18 protein-coding genes are annotated in these 17365 nt (G+C 66.2%); 9 read left to right on the forward strand and 9 right to left on the reverse strand.

Features of this window, described 5'->3' with window-relative positions:
• Positions 1-39: 39 nt before the first annotated feature.
• The 3 genes from BO1_RS31030 to BO1_RS31040 form a co-directional block, all read right to left on the reverse strand.
• On the reverse strand, positions 40-222 hold the full coding sequence (locus BO1_RS31030; protein WP_028220877.1) for a hypothetical protein: 183 nt from the start codon (positions 220-222) through the stop codon (positions 40-42).
• Between the two features lie 70 nt (positions 223-292).
• Positions 293-1654, reverse strand: coding sequence for a c-type cytochrome (locus tag BO1_RS31035; RefSeq protein WP_043287307.1), 1362 nt, complete (start codon positions 1652-1654; stop codon positions 293-295).
• Positions 1655-1697: 43 nt separating this feature from the next.
• Positions 1698-2303, reverse strand: coding sequence for a c-type cytochrome (locus BO1_RS31040; RefSeq protein WP_156992496.1), 606 nt, complete (start codon positions 2301-2303; stop codon positions 1698-1700).
• Between the two features lie 622 nt (positions 2304-2925).
• On the opposite strand from BO1_RS31040, the gene BO1_RS31045 reads away from it, so the two are divergent.
• Positions 2926-3663 carry a FadR/GntR family transcriptional regulator gene (locus BO1_RS31045; RefSeq protein ID WP_028220880.1) on the forward strand — a complete coding sequence of 246 codons (738 nt, stop codon included), beginning with the start codon at positions 2926-2928 and terminating at the stop codon, positions 3661-3663.
• Between the two features lie 33 nt (positions 3664-3696).
• Positions 3697-4035: a nucleotidyltransferase domain-containing protein gene (locus BO1_RS31050; protein ID WP_028220881.1), complete on the forward strand. Its 339-nt coding sequence runs from the start codon at positions 3697-3699 to the stop codon at positions 4033-4035.
• Between the two features lie 95 nt (positions 4036-4130).
• Here BO1_RS31050 and BO1_RS31055 read toward each other — a convergent pair whose 3' ends face one another.
• Complete coding sequence (locus BO1_RS31055) at positions 4131-5714, reverse strand: aldehyde dehydrogenase (NADP(+)) (protein ID WP_028220882.1); 1584 nt, start codon at positions 5712-5714, stop codon at positions 4131-4133.
• A gap of 254 nt (positions 5715-5968) precedes the next feature.
• Here BO1_RS31055 and BO1_RS31060 point away from each other — a divergent pair, with 254 nt between their 5' ends.
• The 4 genes from BO1_RS31060 to kdgD all read left to right on the forward strand — a co-directional run bounded on the left by BO1_RS31060 (position 5969) and on the right by kdgD (position 10895).
• Positions 5969-7300 (forward strand): MFS transporter, encoded by a 1332-nt coding sequence (locus BO1_RS31060; protein ID WP_028220883.1) that lies wholly within the window; start codon positions 5969-5971, stop codon positions 7298-7300.
• 54 nt (positions 7301-7354) lie between these two features.
• The gene (locus tag BO1_RS53500) at positions 7355-8488 is read left to right on the forward strand and encodes a lactonase family protein (RefSeq protein WP_245643952.1); all 1134 of its coding nucleotides are present in this window, start codon (positions 7355-7357) and stop codon (positions 8486-8488) included.
• A 51-nt stretch (positions 8489-8539) separates the two neighbouring features.
• Positions 8540-9913 carry a glucarate dehydratase gene (gene gudD / locus BO1_RS31070; protein ID WP_028220884.1) on the forward strand — a complete coding sequence of 458 codons (1374 nt, stop codon included), beginning with the start codon at positions 8540-8542 and terminating at the stop codon, positions 9911-9913.
• Positions 9914-9977: 64 nt separating this feature from the next.
• Complete coding sequence (gene kdgD / locus BO1_RS31075) at positions 9978-10895, forward strand: 5-dehydro-4-deoxyglucarate dehydratase (RefSeq protein WP_028220885.1); 918 nt, start codon at positions 9978-9980, stop codon at positions 10893-10895.
• An 11-nt stretch (positions 10896-10906) separates the two neighbouring features.
• On the opposite strand, the gene BO1_RS53505 is transcribed toward kdgD, so the two are convergent.
• Both BO1_RS53505 and BO1_RS31085 read right to left on the reverse strand, forming a co-directional pair.
• Positions 10907-11179, reverse strand: a complete 273-nt coding sequence (locus tag BO1_RS53505; RefSeq protein WP_043287311.1) for an H-NS family nucleoid-associated regulatory protein — start codon at positions 11177-11179, stop codon at positions 10907-10909.
• Positions 11180-11284: 105 nt separating this feature from the next.
• Positions 11285-11980 carry a cytochrome b/b6 domain-containing protein gene (locus tag BO1_RS31085; RefSeq protein WP_028220886.1) on the reverse strand — a complete coding sequence of 232 codons (696 nt, stop codon included), beginning with the start codon at positions 11978-11980 and terminating at the stop codon, positions 11285-11287.
• 175 nt (positions 11981-12155) lie between these two features.
• On the opposite strand from BO1_RS31085, the gene BO1_RS31090 reads away from it, so the two are divergent.
• Positions 12156-12755: a TMEM175 family protein gene (locus tag BO1_RS31090; RefSeq protein ID WP_028220887.1), complete on the forward strand. Its 600-nt coding sequence runs from the start codon at positions 12156-12158 to the stop codon at positions 12753-12755.
• A 66-nt stretch (positions 12756-12821) separates the two neighbouring features.
• Here the strand turns inward: BO1_RS31090 and BO1_RS31095 are convergent, their stop codons facing one another.
• The gene (locus tag BO1_RS31095) at positions 12822-13430 is read right to left on the reverse strand and encodes a DUF4142 domain-containing protein (RefSeq protein ID WP_028220888.1); all 609 of its coding nucleotides are present in this window, start codon (positions 13428-13430) and stop codon (positions 12822-12824) included.
• Positions 13431-13925: 495 nt separating this feature from the next.
• On the opposite strand from BO1_RS31095, the gene BO1_RS31105 reads away from it, so the two are divergent.
• Positions 13926-14987 (forward strand): diguanylate cyclase, encoded by a 1062-nt coding sequence (locus tag BO1_RS31105; protein ID WP_028220889.1) that lies wholly within the window; start codon positions 13926-13928, stop codon positions 14985-14987.
• A 101-nt stretch (positions 14988-15088) separates the two neighbouring features.
• On the opposite strand, the gene icmH is transcribed toward BO1_RS31105, so the two are convergent.
• Complete coding sequence (gene icmH / locus BO1_RS31110; protein WP_028220890.1) at positions 15089-15883, reverse strand: type IVB secretion system protein IcmH/DotU; 795 nt, start codon at positions 15881-15883, stop codon at positions 15089-15091.
• A complete protein-coding gene (tssK, locus tag BO1_RS31115) occupies positions 15880-17226 on the reverse strand; it encodes a type VI secretion system baseplate subunit TssK (protein WP_028220891.1) in 1347 nt (448 codons plus the stop codon). The genes icmH and tssK overlap by 4 nt, the downstream gene beginning before the upstream one ends.
• Between tssK and BO1_RS61805 the strand changes: the two genes are divergently transcribed.
• Entirely contained in the window at positions 17225-17359 is a 135-nt protein-coding gene (locus BO1_RS61805; protein WP_281179217.1) for a hypothetical protein, read from the forward strand. The genes tssK and BO1_RS61805 overlap by 2 nt on opposite strands.
• The last annotated feature ends 6 nt before the right edge of the window (positions 17360-17365 follow it).

Here is a 17365-nt window from a genome sequence, read left to right on the forward strand (position 1 = left end):
TGGCGCGAGGATGAAGTGAGGGGGTTAGGGCCGGCGCATTTATTGAATGACGCCGCGAGGCAGGAACACCCAGAAATAGAACGCAAACCAGATCGCGGCCACGATGGCGGTGGCAATGCCGGCGAGCGCGAGCGCGCCGTGCGGCCCGCGGCGCACGATCTCGTCGACCTGCTCGTGCTGCGGGGGCTCACCGGGCTGTTGCGGAACGGGAGTCTCGATCATCGCGGCCTCGGGTTGAAACGCTGTTTGAAATGCAGTTTGAAACTCAGTTTGAAAACTTCGCAGCCACAGCTCAGAAAAGCGGCGCCGAGCGCAGCGCATTCACTTCCTGCGCGGAAACCGGCGTGCCGTGGTTGCCCCATGCCGTGCGGATATAGGTGACCACGGCGGCGACTTCCTCGTCGGAGAGCAATTGCGCGAACGGCGGCATACCGTACGGCATCGGGTTCTTCTTCGTGCCCGGCGCGTAGCCGCCGTTGAGCACCATGCGGATGGGGTTGACCGCCGAATTCATCTGGATCGACTGGTTGTTCGCGAGCGGCGGGAAATGCGGCGGCTTCCCAAGGCCTTCGACGGCGTGGCATTCCGCGCACTGCGCCTCGTAGATCTTCTTGCCGAGCGGCGCGAGACGGTTGGCTTCCTCGGTCACGAACTGGCTCTTGGGCGACTTGTCGACCTCGTTGGTGTGGCCGGGCAGCGACTTCAGATAGACGGCCACGGCGCGCACGTCGTCTTCGGTGAGGTACTGGAAGCTGTCGTAGACCACTTCGGCCATCGGCCCGTACACGGCGCCGCGATTGGACACGCCGGCGTGCAGCAGGTCGACGATATCGTCGATGCTCCAGTCGCCTAGTCCCGCCTCCTTGTTCGAGGTGAGCGAAGGCGCGTACCAGTTTTGCAGCGGGATCAGGCCGCCCTGGAATTCCTTCGAGGCCGTGTTGCCGCCAAGCGCGTTGATCTCCGTGTGGCACATCGTGCAGTGCCCGAGACCCTCGACCAGATACGCGCCGCGGTTCCACTCCACCGACTGCTTCGGATCGGGCTTGAACTCGCCCGCGCGGAAGAACAGCGCGCGCCAGCCGAGCAGGAGCTGACGCTGGTTATACGGAAAGCGCAGCGTATGCGCGCGATTGGGCTGATGCACGGGCGGCGTGGAAAGCAGATATGCGTAGATCGCGTCGGAGTCGGCGCGCGTGACTTTGGTATACGAAGCGAACGGCATCGCGGGGTAGAGCAGCGTGCCGTCACGCGATTTGCCTTCATGCAACATGCGGTAGAACTCGTCGGCGCTCCACGCGCCTATGCCGTATTCCTTGTCCGACGAGATATTCGGCGTATAGAGCGTGCCGAACGGCGTTTCCATCGGCCGGCCGCCGCCGAACATCTGCTGCGAAGGCACGGTATGGCAGGCGATGCAGTCGCCCGCGCGCGCGAGGTACTCGCCGCGCACGAGCAGCTCGGCATTGCTCGCCACGGGCTTGGCATTGGCCGATGCCGCCGCTGCTGCTGCGGCTGCCGCATCCGCGGCATTGGCGGTGGGCGCGCCGGTTTGCGCCTGCGTGAGCGCCGCGCCGGCGCACCAGAGCACGGCGCCCAGCGTCAGGGCGCGGGCGAGGCATTTCGCGCGTGTTGGAGCCAACGCGCGGGCCGGCATCGTCGGGATGAGGGATCGAAGTTTGCGCACGTCGAGGCCTCGGCTAGTGGGGGACGCTGCCGCACGCGAGCGGCAAGGGCGAGGGCGCAGCGGGCATCGGATTGACCGGCGCGGGTTGCGCGGCGAGCCAGGCGGCGATGGCCGTGATGTCGCGCTCGGAGAGCAGCGAAGCGATGTCGTGCATGCAGTCCGGGCTGGCGGCGCGGCGCGTGCCGTAGCGGAACGCACCCAGTTGCGCGCTGATGTAGTCGGCATGCAGGCCCACTAGGCCCGGAATGGCGGGCTGCATGCCGGTCAGCGAGGCGCCGTGGCAGGCCGCGCAGGCGGGCACCTTGCGGCTGGCCTCGCCGTTCATGACGAGCGACTTGCCGAGCGCGAGCGTGGCCGCATCGACCTTGGGCGTGGCGGGCGGCGGATAGGGCGGATGCTCTTGCGCGAAGAATTCGGCGATCTGCTTCAGATAGGCATCGGGCAGATACGCGAGCAGATAGTTCATCGGCGGGTAGCTGCGGCCGCCGTCGCGAAACGCGATGAGCTGGTTGTAGAGATAGCCGGCGGGCTTGCCGGCGAGGCGCGGGAAGTAGTCGTTGTCGGTGCCTTCGCCGTGCGCGCCGTGACACGCGGCGCAGCCCATCACGCGGGCCTGCATGGTGTCAGGCGCGCGCTCCGCGGGTGGCGCCGCGCAGGGCGCGGCGTACGGCAGCGCGAGCGCAAGGGCGCAGAGGGCAACGCGGACGATGCGATTTCTCAATGATTCCCTCGTTGCGGATTGTGGACGGCAGGGACGGCACAAGCGCGATGCGATTCGGTATCAGTTGAGGCGTCGTCCGGCGCGGTGATGGGCTCGCCCGTGGGCCACGCCTTGAAGGCGCAGCGTGGCGACCGCGTTCCGGCACGCATCTTCTGGGGCACATTATCGTGGAAAAATGCGAGCTGTCGAGTTGAACGTGTACAAATTATCCGCGGCGGTTTTTTCGATTCGGCCTTTAAATAAGGACGTTTGCTAACGCATCCATATTGAGGATCAAACGCGGTTTTCGTCTATCAATACGGAATCCGAATCAATTGATGCGGCCATGCGATTTTGTCCGGTAACGATTCCGCCCGTCGTGTGCGCGGCCTCAATCATGTTGGCCGACCCGGTTGTCCGATGTCTTCGGTCGTGCGCCGGAGTCATGCGAAGCGGTGCTGGCGCGAGCGAAGCGACGGCGGGGCGTGTGGTTGTCCGACGACGTATAATGAAACGAAATTCGCATCCCAAGGAGGGGACGATGGCCGATTCGAGTGCCGCGCCCATACCCACCCGCAACCGCAATCTTGCCGAGCAGGCCGTCAACTACATCAACGAGCAGATCGCCTCGCGCATGCTCAAGCCCGGCGACAAGCTGCCGACCGAAAGCAGTCTCATGGGCACGCTAGGCGTGAGCCGCACCGTGGTGCGCGAGGCTATCTCGCGGCTGCAGGCCATGTCGGTGATCGAGACGCGTCACGGCATCGGCAGCTTCGTGCTGGAGCCGCGCCGCGAGCCGCTCGATCTCGAGGTCGTGCCGGCGAGCACGCTCAACGACCTGCTCTCGGTGCTCGAGCTGCGCATCAGCCTCGAAACGGAGTGCGCCGGGCTCGCCGCGCAGCGCGCGAGCGAGCGCGACCTCGCGAATATCCGCACGGCGCTCGATGCGATTTCGGCCGCCACGCGCTCGGGCGGTGACAGCGCCAACGCCGATCTGCAGTTCCATGTCTCGGTGGCGCGCGCCACCGGCAACCGCTATTTCGTCGACATCCTCACGCAGATGGGGGCGGCGCTGATTCCGCGTCATCGCATCGATTCGGCCGGTATCGCGCACAGCGATCCGAAGGCCTATGCCGAACTCGTGAACCGCGAGCACGAGAGCATTTTCGAAGCCATCGCGAGGCACGATTCGGAGAGTGCGCGCGCGGCGATGCGCATGCATCTGTCGAGCAGCAGGGAGCGGTTGAGGCGGGCGGCGGCAGCGGGGGAGGGGGCTTGATATCATGAGGCCGGATTTCAATGTGAGGCTCGCATGAATCGCATCGACCCTGACACCGAGGAAGCCGTCCGGAGCTTTGTTGCCCGGATTGCCGACCGGTACGACACAGCGGGAGTCATCGTGTATGGAAGCCGTGCGCGCGGGACGCATCGGCCAGACAGCGATGCGGATGTTGCCGTGCTTTTGCGCGGCGAACATCGACGTTTCCTGTCCGCCAAGCTCGATTTGGCCGATGTTGCGTTCGACGTGCTGCTGGAAACTGGCATCCTCATCTCGCCGTTGCCAATCTGGCTCGATGAATGGGAACACCCGGAGAACTACTCGAACCCCGCACTGCTGCGCAACATCGACCGGGAAGGGGTCCGGCTATGAGTCATCGTCCGTTCATGCCGGAGGCCTTCGGGGTCGACTGACCCACCAGACGAGCCATTGGAAGGCGGTGTCCGGCGAGTCTTTGAATCCCCCCATCACCCCCGCACAACCTCCCCATCCCTGCGCCGCCAGAGCCCGAGCGGATTAGCGTCCGCGAGCGCCTCGGGCAGCAACTCAGCCGGAAAGTCCTGATAGCAGACCGGGCGCAGGAAGCGCTCGATTGCGCTCGTGCCCACCGAGGTCGCGCGGCTATCGGAGGTAGCCGGGAACGGTCCGCCATGGACCATCGCGTGCGCCACTTCCACGCCGGTCGGGAAGCCGTTCACGAGCAGGCGGCCCGCCTTGCGCTCGAGGATGGTCACGAGGCGCTTCGCGGCGGGCAGGTCGTCGCGCGCCATCTGGATCGTGGCGGTGAGTTGGCCCGCGAAGTGCTCCGCCACCGCGAGCAGTTCCGCCTCGTCCGCGCAGCGCACCAGCGTCGAGGCCGGCCCGAACACTTCGTCTTCGAGTGCGTGCTGCGCGAGGAAGGTCTTCGCGTCGGTCACGAAGAGCGCGGCGCATGCCTCGTTCGGGCCGCGCTCGGGCTGACCTTGCGCGCATGCCTGCACGCCCGGCGTTTCGGCGAGACGCCGCGCGCCCTGTTCATAAGCGGCGTGGATGCCGGCCGTCAGCATGGTTTGCGCGGGCTTGCCGGCGAGCGCCGCCTGGGCGGCCGCGACGAACGGCGCGAGCGCAGGGCTCTCCACGGCGACCACGAGCCCCGGGTTCGTGCAGAACTGGCCCGCGCCGAGCGTGAGCGAATCGACGAAACCCTGGGCGATGGCCGCGCCGCGCGTGGCGAGCGCCTCCGGCAACAGGAACACCGGATTGATACTGCTCATTTCCGCGTAGACGGGAATCGGCTCGGGTCGCTGTGCGGCGATCTGCATGAGCGCGGTGCCACCCGCGCGCGAGCCGGTGAAACCCACGGCCTTGATGGCCGGATGCGCGACGAGCGCCTCGCCCACGGTGCGCCCCGCGCCGACGATCAGCGAGAACACGCCTTCGGGCAGCCCCATGTCCTTGACGGCTTGCTGGATCACGCGGCCGACCATCTCCGAGGTGCCCAGGTGCGCGCCATGCGCTTTCACGACCACCGGGCAGCCCGCCGCGAGCGCGGCCGCCGTGTCGCCGCCGGCCACCGAGAACGCGAGCGGGAAGTTGCTCGCGCCGAACACGGTGACCGGGCCGACCGCGATCTTCTGCAGGCGCAGGTCGGCGCGCGGCAGCGGCTTGCGCTCGGGCAGGGCGGAGTCGAGCGTCGCGCCAAGCCACAGGCCCTGGCGCACTTCCTGCGCGAACAGGCGCAACTGGCCCACGGTGCGGGCGCGCTCGCCTTCGAGGCGCGCCTTCGGCAGGCCCGTCTCCGCGTGCGCGCGCTCCGTGAGCGCGTCGCCGAGCGCGGCGATGCCGTCGGCGATGCGCTCGAGGAACGAGGCGCGCACGGCGAGTGGCAGGCCGCGGTAGGCATCGAAGGCCGCGGCGGCCAGCGAGCAGGCTTGCGCCACGTCTTCGACGGTGCCGCTGCCGAACACCGGGGCAGGGATGTCCTCGCCGGTCGATGGGTTGTAGGCCAGCAGCGGCTTGTCCGAGCCGCGCACCGCGCGGCCCCCGATCAGCATTTCGCCGGTGATTTGCATGTCGCCTCCTGATGTCGTTACGCGATATATGTCATCGTACAACATAAGACTCTGGCGAGGCAATCCCGGCATGGTGCGAGGTGCCTCCTGACCCATATTTTGCGGGAATAAGGCGCTTTAACTTGATTGTGGGAGGGTAAACACCATGTTGGAGTGGTCGTACAACGTCGCTAGAATGTCATCAGACAACGTACCACGATACGTCATGTCGATGTCGAGCCACCGGCCAGGGCGCCAAATTGGAGACAACCCCGATGTCCACTTCCGCCACCCGCTACGAAGACCTGCTGGACTCCGCCAGCGCCAAGGTCAAGCGGCACGTGTTGCCGCTTTTCCTGATCATGTTCATCGCGAATTACATCGACCGCGTGAACGTCGGCTTCGTCGGCGCGCACATGAAGGCCGATATCGGTCTTTCGGCGGCGGCGTATGGGCTGGGCGCGGGGCTGTTCTTCGTCGGCTACGCGATCTTCGAGGTGCCGTCCAACATCCTGATGCAGAAGTTCGGCGCGCGCGCCTGGCTCACGCGCATCATGGGCACGTGGGGCATCGTCGCGGCGAGCATGGCCTTCGTGCACAACGACACCTCGTTCTACGTGCTGCGTTTCCTGCTCGGCATCGCGGAAGCGGGCTTCTTCCCCGGCGTCGTCTATTACTTCGCGCAGTGGCTGCCGCAAAAGGAGCGCGGCAAGGCCGTGGCGATCTTCCTCGCGGGCTCGGCGTTCGCCTCGGTGCTCTCTGGCCCGGTCACGGGCGCGCTGCTTTCGGTGCGCGGCCTCGGCCTCTCGGGCTGGCAGTGGATGTTCCTGATCGAAGGCGCGTTCTCCGTCGTGCTGTGCGGCGCGAGCTGGCTGATGCTGAAGTCGCGCATCCGCGACGCGCACTGGCTCTCCCCCGCCGAGCAGACCGCGCTCGAAACCTGCATGGCGAGCGAGCAGGCCGAGCGCGAGGCCGCGACGGGCGCGCACGTGCCGGTCATGCGGCTGTTGCGCGACCCGCAGATCGTGCTGTTCTGCTTCCTCTATTTCGCGATCCAGCTGACGATCTACGCGGCCACCTTCTGGCTGCCCACCATCATCCGCAAGATGGGCGGCCTCACCGACTTCCAGGTGGGCCTGTACAACACGATTCCGTGGATGATCGCCATCGTCGCGATGTACTGCTTCGCGCTGCTCTCGGCGAAATACCGTTTTCAGCAGGCCTGGCTCGCCGTCGCGCTCGTGATTGCCGCATGCGGCCTGTTTGCCTCGACCGCAGCGGACCCGGTGTTCTCGTTCGTCGCGATCTGCTTCTCGGCCATCGGCTTCAAGGCGGCTTCGTCGCTGTTCTGGCCGATCCCGCAGGGCTATCTCGACACCCGCGTGGCCGCCGCCGTGATCGCGCTCATCAATTCGATTGGCAACCTGGGCGGCTTCTTTGCCCCGGCCACTTTTGGCTACTTGCAGCAGCACACAGGCTCGATCACGGGCGGGCTCTACGGCCTTGGCGTGACGTCGCTGATCGCCGCCGCCGTCGCGTTCCTCGCGCGCAACACGCCTTCGCGCCGCGCCTTTGCCGAGGCGCCGGTGCACGGCAGCGCGCATTGAACGCACACGAATTCATGCCAGCGCACGCACAATAAGTTCAGGAACCTGCACACCATGCACCAGTCGGCCCACGATCCCATGCAAGAGCGCTACTTCGTCTATGTCTCGAATGCGCATGACGGCGAAATCGCCGTGCTCCATCTCGACGCCGCACGCGGCACGCTCACGCCGCACGCGCGCGTGAGCGCCGACGAAGCCGTGATGCCGCTGGCGCTGGCGCCGGACCGGCGCCGTCTCTATGCGGCCACGCGCGGCGAACGCAAGCACATCCTCGTGTATGCAGTCGATCCGCGCAACGGTGCACTCGCGCTCGAGACCCGCACGCCGATCGAATCGAGCCTTGCGTATCTGTGCGCCGAGCCAGGCGGCCGCTTTCTGCTGGGCGCGTCGTATGGCGAGCATCGGCTGAGCCTTTATCGCGTCGAAGATGTCGTGAACGGCCGCGGCGTGCCCGTGCAGGTCGTCGACGGCATCGAGCATGCGCACTGCGTCATCGTCTCCGGCGACGGCCGCTACGCCTATGTGTCGTCGCTCGGCAGCGACCGGGTATTTTGTTTCGCACTGGGCGAGGCGGGCGGATTGCGCGCCATCGGCACGGTGGATCTGGAGACGGGATTCGGCCCGCGCCATCTGCGCTTTTCATCGCAAGGCGACGTGCTCTACGTGCTGAGCGAATTCCGCGCGACGGTGGCCGCATTTGCGCGCGACGCCGCCACGGGTCAACTGACGCCTCTTGGTGTTTCGACGCGCGCCAACGAACTCGCGCATCTGAACGATGGCTTCGCGCGCCCGAACGCTACGCATCCGGTGCAGCCCGATCCGGCGGTGCTCGCCCAGCTCGTCTGGGCCGCCGACATCCATGGCTCGCCCGATGGCCGCTTCGTCTATGCATCGGAGCGCACCTCGAGCAGGCTGCTCACGCTGCGCGTCGCGCAGGACGGCACGCTCGAACCGGTGAGCTCGGTCGAAACCGAAACGCAGCCGCGTGGCTTTCGCCTCGACCCGAGCGGGCGCTTCCTCGTCGCGTGCGGAGAGAAGTCGCCGCAGGTCTCGCTCTATCGCATCGATGGGCAAAGCGGCGCGCTCACGCTCGCGTCGCGCTGCGCGGGCGGGCAGGGCGCGAACTGGGTCGAAATCGTCGCCGCGCAAGATGGCGCGGATGCAGCGGATGCTCATCAGGCATCCTGATTATCGGAATCGTCTGGCGCAGTGCGCCGCATTTATTGAGGTCATGCTTCCATGTCTACACAGAACGTCCAGCCGTACGGCGAGCCGAATGCCACGTCGAGCGCCACACCCGTCGTGACCGAACTGCGCGTCGTGCCCGTTGCGGGGCGCGACAGCATGCTGATGAATCTCTCCGGCGCGCACGGCCCGTTCTTCACGCGCAACGTCGTGCTGCTGCGCGACAGCGCGGGCAACACGGGCGTGGGTGAAGTGCCGGGCGGCGAGTCGATCCGCAAGACGCTCGACGACGCGCGTGCGTTCGTGGTCGGCCAGTCGATCGGCAATCTGCAAGCGGTGCTCAACACGGTGCGCAAGCAGTTCGCCGATCGCGACGCGGGTGGCCGCGGCCTGCAGACCTTCGATCTGCGCACGACGATCCATGCCGTGACCGCGCTCGAGGCCGCGCTGCTCGACCTGCTCGGCCAGCATCTGAACGTGCCCGTTGCGGCATTGCTGGGCGAAGGGCAGCAGCGCAGCGAAGTGGAGATGCTCGGCTATCTGTTCTTCATCGGCGACCGCAACAAGACGGATCTACCTTACGCGAGCGGCGCCGATGGCCGCGACGACTGGGAGCGCCTGCGTACCGAAGCCGCGATGACGCCCGAAGCCGTCGTGCGCCTGGCCGAGGCCGCGCAACAGCGCTACGGCTTCAACGACTTCAAGCTCAAGGGCGGGGTGCTGGCGGGCGAGGCGGAAATGGAGGCGGTCACGGCGCTGGCCGAGCGCTTCCCGGAAGCGCGCGTGACGCTCGACCCGAACGGCGCGTGGTCGCTCGCCGAAGCCATCCGCCTGTGCCGCGACAAGCACGACGTGCTGGCCTACGCGGAAGACCCCTGCGGCGCGGAAAACGGCTACTCGGGCCGCGAAGTGATGGCCGAGTTCCGCCGCGCGACGGGTCTGCCCACGGCCACCAACATGATCGCGACCGACTGGCGCCAGATGGGCCACGCGATCCAGCTGCAATCGGTCGACATTCCGCTCGCGGACCCGCACTTCTGGACCATGCAGGGGTCGGTGCGCGTCGCGCAGATGTGCAACGACTGGGGCCTCACGTGGGGCTCGCATTCGAACAACCACTTCGACATCTCGCTCGCGATGTTCACGCACGTGGCCGCCGCGGCGCCGGGCAAGATCACCGCGATCGACACGCACTGGATCTGGCAGGACGGCCAGCGCCTCACGCGCGAGCCGCTGCAGATCGTAGGCGGCAAGGTGCAGGTGCCGCACAAGCCGGGCCTCGGCATCGAGATCGACCTGGAAGAACTGGAGAAAGCGCACGCGCTCTATCAGCAGCACGGCCTGGGCGCCCGCGACGACGCGATCGCCATGCAATACCTCATTCCCAACTGGAAGTTCGATAACAAGCGCCCGTGCCTCGTGCGCTGAGCGCAGCCCGAACGCCACGCCATCGACTCAACACCTTTACCGACTTCATCACAGGATCAAGACCATGACCACGCCGCAAGAGCTCAAGCAAATCGTTTCCGAGGGCCTGCTTTCGTTCCCCGTCACCGACTTCGATGCAGAGGGCAACTTCCGCGCCGACACCTACGCCGAGCGCCTCGAATGGCTCGCCCCTTACGGCGCGAGCGCGCTGTTCGCGGCGGGCGGCACGGGCGAATTCTTCTCGCTCACGAAAAGCGAGTACTCCCAGGTGATCAAGACCGCCACGGAAACCTGCAAGGGCAAGGTGCCGATTCTCGCGGGCGCGGGCGGCCCTACCCGCGTGGCGATCGAGTACGCGCAGGAAGCGGAGCGCAACGGCGCGCAAGGCATTCTGCTGATGCCGCATTACCTCACGGAAGCCTCGCAGGAGGGCATTGCGGCGCACGTCGAGCAGGTCTGCAAGGCCGTGCCGAAGATGGGCGTGATCGTCTACAACCGCGCGAATTCGAAGCTCAGCGCCGACATGCTCGAACAGCTGGCGGAGCGCTGCGAGAACCTCATCGGCTTCAAGGACGGCGTGGGCGACATCGAAGCCATGGTGACGATCCGCCGGCGCCTGGGCGAGCGCTTCTCATACCTCGGCGGCCTGCCCACGGCGGAAGTCTATGCGGCGGCCTACAAGGCGCTGGGCGTGCCCGTGTACTCGTCGGCGGTGTTCAACTTCATTCCGAAGACGGCGATGGACTTCTACCGCGCGATTGCCGCGGACGATCACGCCACCGTCGGCAAGCTCATCGACGAGTTCTTCCTGCCGTATCTGCAGATCCGCAATCGCCGCGCCGGCTATGCGGTGAGCATCGTGAAGGCGGGCGCGAAGCTCGTGGGCCACGACGCGGGCCCGGTGCGCGCGCCGCTCACCGACCTCAACGAAGAGGAAATGGCGCAGCTCGACGCGCTCATCAAGAAGCTGGGTGCGCAGTAAATCCGCGCGGATCAGTGCCCGGCGGTGTCGCCGAATAGATCGAAGTTGGCCTGATCGGCGGCTGACGCCGCGGCGCTGTCTTGCGCGTCCTTGCGCTTGCGCTGCACGCCCCGCGGGCCTTTTTGCTGGCGCGGCTTGCCGAACAGGTCTTCCGCCGTGAAGCCGAATTCGGCGATGGCGGCGCGGGCGGCCGCGAGCGCGTCTTGAGCCGCCTCGGCGCGCAACGCTTCGATGCGCGCGTCCAGCGCGCGTTTTTCGGCGAGCAATTCGAGGTAGGTAGCCATCTGCTGTCTGGTCGGTTGGGGTGGTGGGAGCGGTAGATTTTACGTCAAGCGCTGTGCGCCGTGCGTGACACGGCGTTCAACATCGTGGCGAACTGGCGCCCACGCTCACAGATACGCGGCAAGGAGCGCTGTCACGAGCGCGGACAAAGCCAGCAGCAGCGCCGCGAGCCAGAGCGAGGCGCGCCGCGGCGCACGCACGGCCGTGGGCAGGCGCTTGGCGCCCGTCACCATCGGGCCGAGCAGATTGTGGCCCTTGACGAGCGCATAGACCGCGATCGCGCACACGTGCAGCACCACAGCCGCGGCCAGCAGGTCCCATCCCCACGCGTGGATTGCCATGATCGCGTTCGCGATGGCGGCCGGGACGATCTCGGAGAGCGGGCCTTCGTCGGCGATATCGTTGTTGTCGTAGAGGCCGGAGAGCGTCTCGACGAGCAGCAGCGCGAGCAGAAACAGCACCATCCACCCGCCCGCCGCGTTGTGGCCGACCTGCACGTCGGGCTCGCGCCGCGCCAGATGGCGCAAATGCCGCCACGCCGCAGCGGGCGTCGCGACGAAGCGCGTGAAGCGCGCGGTCTCGCTGCCGAAGCAGCCCCACAGCAAACGGAACAGCACGAGCGCGAGCAGCGTCTCGCCCGCGCGCACGTGCAGCTGCATCCAGTTCATGCGCTGCGAGACATAGGCGAGCGCCACGAGCATCACGGCGAGCCAGTGAAAGAGCCTTACGGGCAGATCCCAGACACGCACACGGCGCGTGAGCGCGGCGGTGGGCGAGGGCGAGGCGTCCGGTCCAGTATCCATGGCATTCCTCTATATTGCGGCGAGCGTGGGGGGCGAGCGCGTTGGCGCGGCATTGATTGCACTGTAACGCGGCTGTGCGCAGCGCGCTCGCGCTCGCTCGTGCCCGGCATGGCGTCGGCCGGCGCTTTCGGCCATACTTGCGCCAGTTTTACCCGACCCGCGAACAACCAGGCCGATGAACAAGAACAGACTCGAAGCGTTCAGCGATGGCGTGCTCGCCATCATCATCACCATCATGGTGCTGGAGCTCAAGGTGCCGCACGGAGAAAATATCGCGGCGCTCCTGCCGTTGTGGCCCACGGTGCTCAGCTACATCCTGAGCTTCATGTATGTCGGCATTTACTGGAACAACCACCATCACATGCTGCACGCCTCCAGCAGCGTGAACGGCACCGTGCTGTGGGCGAACCTGCATCTGCTGTTCTGGCTCTCGCTGCTGCCGTTCAGCACGGGATGGATGGGCGAGAACCACTTTGGGCGCTGGCCTACCGTGCTCTACGGCCTGAATCTGCTGCTCTGCGCGGTCGCCTACGTCGCGCTGCAAGGCACGCTGGTGCGCCATCACGGCGCGCAAAGCGCGCTCGCACGGGCGCTGGGGCACGATATGAAGGGCAAGGCTTCGGTGGTGGGGTACGTGCTGGGGATGGGGCTGGCGGCGGCCGGGTGGCCGCATATCGGCGCGCTGTTTTTCGTGGCGGTGGCGCTGCTGTGGCTCGTGCCGGACCGCCGTATGGAACGGCTCGTAACGGCCGCGCACGAGCATCCGCAAGAATGAATCAAGCGGGCGCGCTCCGTATGTGACAGGGAGATCGCGCCCGCTTCCGTCTGCGCCGTCGACGGATTAGCTGGCCATATGCTTGCGCTGCGCCAGTTCCTTCGCCTTGGCGATGTCCGCCTGGATCACCGGCAGTCCTTCGCTCGCGGCCTTCTTCAGACCCGCGTCGCGGCCCGAGGCGATTTCCGCCTGGAACGCCGAAAGCGTCTTTTGCTGGCCGGCCAGCGCCACCTGCTCGATATAGGCCTTGTCGAAATCGGCGCCACGCAGATTCTTGATGCCGTCGATCGTGGCCGTGTCCGGGTCGTTGCGCGGCACGTCCACGCCGCGCGGGCTCGCGGCGCGCATCGAGTTCGAGAGCTTCGTGTAGTCGGCGACGATCTGCTCCGCGAAAGCCTTCACTTCGCGGTCGGAAGAGCGCGAATCGGCAATGCGCGCGGCGTCGCGTTGCGTGGCGACGGTCTGCGTGCCGTCTGCGATGAAGCTCTTGTCGGCTTCATGCAGCTTGTCTGCGGCACCGGCGACAGGCGCGTTGGTCGTGGCGGCCGTGGTCGCATTGGCGGTGGCGGCGTTGGTGCCGGCAGGCGCCGCGGTCTGGGCGTGAGCGCCCAGCGAGAGCACGAGAAGGCCGGCGGCGGATGCAGTGGCAAGCGAAGCAAGCGAGAGGCGGGACATACGAACTCCTTTCTACGTGATTTATCGATTGCACAAACGAGGCCCTGGCGGGATGCGATACGCATGGGCTGCGCGGGCTTCGTTTGAGACCGCTGTGCGAGCTCGCCGCGCAACGGTCTGATGAATTCTAGGAAGGCTCGGCTCGTAGAGGTGAAACCATGGCGTCGCTTCTGTAACGGTTGGTAAGAACGCTGGGCAGCGCAAGAGAACCGCTCGCGATTCATCGCGATGTCATCGGCATCGTGCAAGACGGGCGGCGCCGCTCGATCTGCGCATATGCACGGTTGCGGCGCGCGTGGGTCGAGAGTGCATATGCATCGATTGTGGCGCTGTGCATCGATTGGCGTGCGTCGAGGGTGTTGCGGCACATCCGCAGCGATGCGCCACGCCATTACGCCTGGCAGATGGCACAATGGCCCTATTCGTTCACGGCTGATCTCACATATTCGTCACTTCGATCCCGTATAGAGCGGCGGGACGCGCGAGACCCACAGGATGGCATCCAGCACGGACCCGATGACCGGCAAGGGCAGACGTTTCGTCGAGCGTATCTGGCGCTTGCGCATGGCGGGGCTCGGGCTCGGGTTCTTCTGCGTGGCTTCGGTGTTCATGCAGCAGGGGCGCGGCCCGCTGCTCTGGGCACTGCTCGTATTCCATGGCTTCCTCTGGCCACATGTGGCACGCCGTGCCGCGCATGCGTGGGCCGTGCCTTATCGCGGCGAGCGCGTCAATCTGATGGTCGACTCGGCACTGGGCGGCCTGTGGGTGGTTGCGATGCGCTTCAACCTGCTGCCGAGCGTGCTGATCCTCGCGATGCTCAGCATGGACAACATCGCGGCGGGCGGCGCCAGGCTCTTCATGCGCGGCGCCGCCGCTCATCTCGTGGGATTCGCGCTCGGGCTGCTGGTGCTCGGTTTTGCGTTCGAGCCGGACACGCGCATGCCCACGATGCTCGCGTGCCTGCCGTTTCTGATCGTCTATCCGCTCGCGCTCGGCTGGAGCACGTATCGCATTTCGAAGAAGCTGGCCGAGCAGACGCGCACGCTCGAACGCTTGAGCCGCATCGACGGTCTGACAGGCCTGCTCAATCGCCGCCATTGGGAGGACCTCCTCGCCGAAGAATTCGAGCGGTGCCGCTCGGCGCACTATGCGTCGTCGCTGCTGCTCATCGATCTCGATCACTTCAAGAGCGTCAACGACACGCGCGGCCACCCGGCCGGCGACGCGGTGCTGCAGGCCTTCGCGGCGCTGCTGCGCGAGCATTTTCGGGTGGGCGACAGTATCGGGCGTTATGGCGGCGAGGAGTTCGGCATCGTGTTGCCGGGCGCGACGCTGGCCGAAGCGCGCGCGGTGGCCGAGCGCTTTGCGGCGTTGGTGCGCATGAAGGCGCAGGAGGCGGGCACGGCGTGCCCATGCACGGTAAGCATCGGCGTCGCGCAATGCGACGAGACGATGCACGATTACGCCGCGTGGCTCAAGCAAGTGGACGCGAGTCTTTATCGCGCGAAAGTGGCGGGCCGCGACCGCGTGGTGGCGACGCACGGCGATGCGGCTTGAACGCGCGCGCTAGCCTGCGCGTTCAAGCCGGACGCGAAGACGCAAAGGCCGAAACGCGCCAGCCTTGCAGGCATGGCGCGTCCGGCGGCGCATCCGGATCATCAGGGCAGTGAGATCGTGAGATTGGCCGATTGCGGCCCGAGCTTGACGATGTTCGTATAAGGCGCGAGCGTGCGCACCGTGCTGTCACGTAGCCAGGTATTGAGGCCCAGCCACGCGAGTATGCCGACCAGCGCGAACACGGCGCCGATGGTCCAGAGCGGCACTTCGCGCTTGAGGCGGTGCGCGACGAGATCGGGCAGCGGCCAGTGCGGCGCGAATGCCGCGCGCTTGCCCTTCATATGAGCGATTTCGTCGCCGATGCGCGCCGTGAGATATGCGAGCTTCTCGGGCCCCTCGAGCATGTACTTGCCCTGGAAGCCCAACAGCAGACACATGTGAAAGACCTCGAGCGACTGCAGCCGCGCCGCGCCCTGCGCACGGCATTCCTCCAGATACTGGAAGAACTTCTCGCCGGCGAGCTGCTCGCCGAACAGCGTGAGCTGCAACGGCCGGCGCTCCCAGTCCGAGCGGATCTTGAACTTCGAGGCGAGCACCGACTCGTCGATGGCCGCGCAGAACGCGAATTTCGCGGCATAGACGTCTTCCGCCGCGATATTGAGCTTCTTCGCGCCGCGCTCGAAATCGCCGAGAAACTGCTGCACGCGCGCGCCGAACTCTTTCGCGTCGCCGGGTTCGCGGCCGTTCTTCAACAGGAACAGCATGAAGAAACCGTCGTACAGCAAATCGAGCAGCGAGCGGACCTGGTACGCGGGCTCGCTTGCCGGCATCGCAGGCGTGGGCGACGCGGAAGGCGGCGGCGTCACGCCGCCGAACAGGGATGGCGCGCTCGTCATGACGTCACCGCGATGAGTTCGAGTTTGAGATCGTTGATGCCCGAGGGCGTGTAGACCATGGCCGACTGCGCCTGGATCATGCGGTCATAGAGCGCGCTGCGCGACTCCAGCGCGAAGTAGCACGCGCCCGGGCGCACCGGAATGGCCGGCGGCACCTGTGGCGTGTAGACGAGTCGCACGCCGGGCATGGCGGAGAGCACGAGCTTGTCGACATCGTCGGGGGCGCCCACCTTGAAGCGCGCGGGCACGGCCTCGACCAGATCGACCGCGGGCATGTCGGCGGAAACGGCCAGATAGAACGTGGTCTTGTCGTCGATCTTGCCGGAGTCGAGGCGTCCGATATGGAACGACGCCCGCACTTCCTCGAGCGCGATCGCGAAGTACTGCGTGGAGATCACCGTCTCGAGCAGGTCGCGCATGATGGTGTCGAGGCGCGCGAAGCCGGGGCCCGGTTCGTCGTGGCGATAGGCGGGCAGGTCGGCGAGCGTATGGTTCTTCGAGAACGTGAGCAACTGGCCGGCGAGGCGCAACTGCTCCTGGAAGAGTCGCTCGGGATGCAGCGCCGCGTGCTGGTAGAGATGCGCGAGCGTCGCGAACGCGCCGCTCGCCGTATGCAGCAGCCAGAACGAGGCGATGTCGCCCGAGCGGAATTCGATGATGTTCTTGGTGGGCTCGCGATGGAAGCCGTAGAGCGCGTTGACCTTGGCCTGCAAGGCATCGATCAGCCGGCGCAGCCGCTGATGCAGGAGCGGCGACGCCTCGATCGCCAGACTGGGCGGCACGAAGCTCTCGTCGGCCTCGAAGCCCGAGGACGCCGTGCGCCGCACGCGCAAGACCGGCACCGCGAGCAGCTGGTCGCGCGGCTCGGTGTGCGCGACCAGCTTCACGTTGCTCTTGAGGAACGTGACGTCGGCCAGCGCGGCGTCCGTATAGTGGTCGGACACGCTGGCCTGATCGCTGACATAACGCGCGACGAAGCCGGCGTCGCGATCGCTCGAGTAGTTCGAGCCGTTTTCGCGCACCTGATGCAGCGCAAGATAGAACGTGAATTCGTTGATGCCTTCGGGCAGCGCATCGAGCGCGACGGACGGCGGCAGGCTGTCGGCCTGCGGCGCGGAGTACAGCGTGCCGTCGGGAAACACGAGCGAGAGCTCGTTCAGGCTCAGGATGTTGCTGCCGAGCGAATCGTGATCGATGCGGATCGAGCGCACGCCCCAGTTATATGGCTGGATGGCCTGGATCGACTCGAAGAGCCGCGCTTCGTGATAGGCGTCTTGCCGCTGGAAGTGCTGAGGCCTGAGAAAGAGGCCTTCCCCCCATAGCACTTTCGAGGAATAGCTCATGTTGATTCAGCGTTATGCGTCGATCGGGCCTGCGCATGCCGACGGACTGGATTGGTTAAAGTGGTTCGCTTCTATCACGGTTCAATTGCAGCGCTATTGCAGCAGCATTCCCGTTGCTTCTGGCCCGTTTTAAATCACC

The organism is Paraburkholderia oxyphila NBRC 105797 (genome assembly GCF_000685075.1).
In the GTDB taxonomy this organism is placed as follows: Bacteria; Pseudomonadota; Gammaproteobacteria; order Burkholderiales; family Burkholderiaceae; genus Paraburkholderia; species Paraburkholderia oxyphila.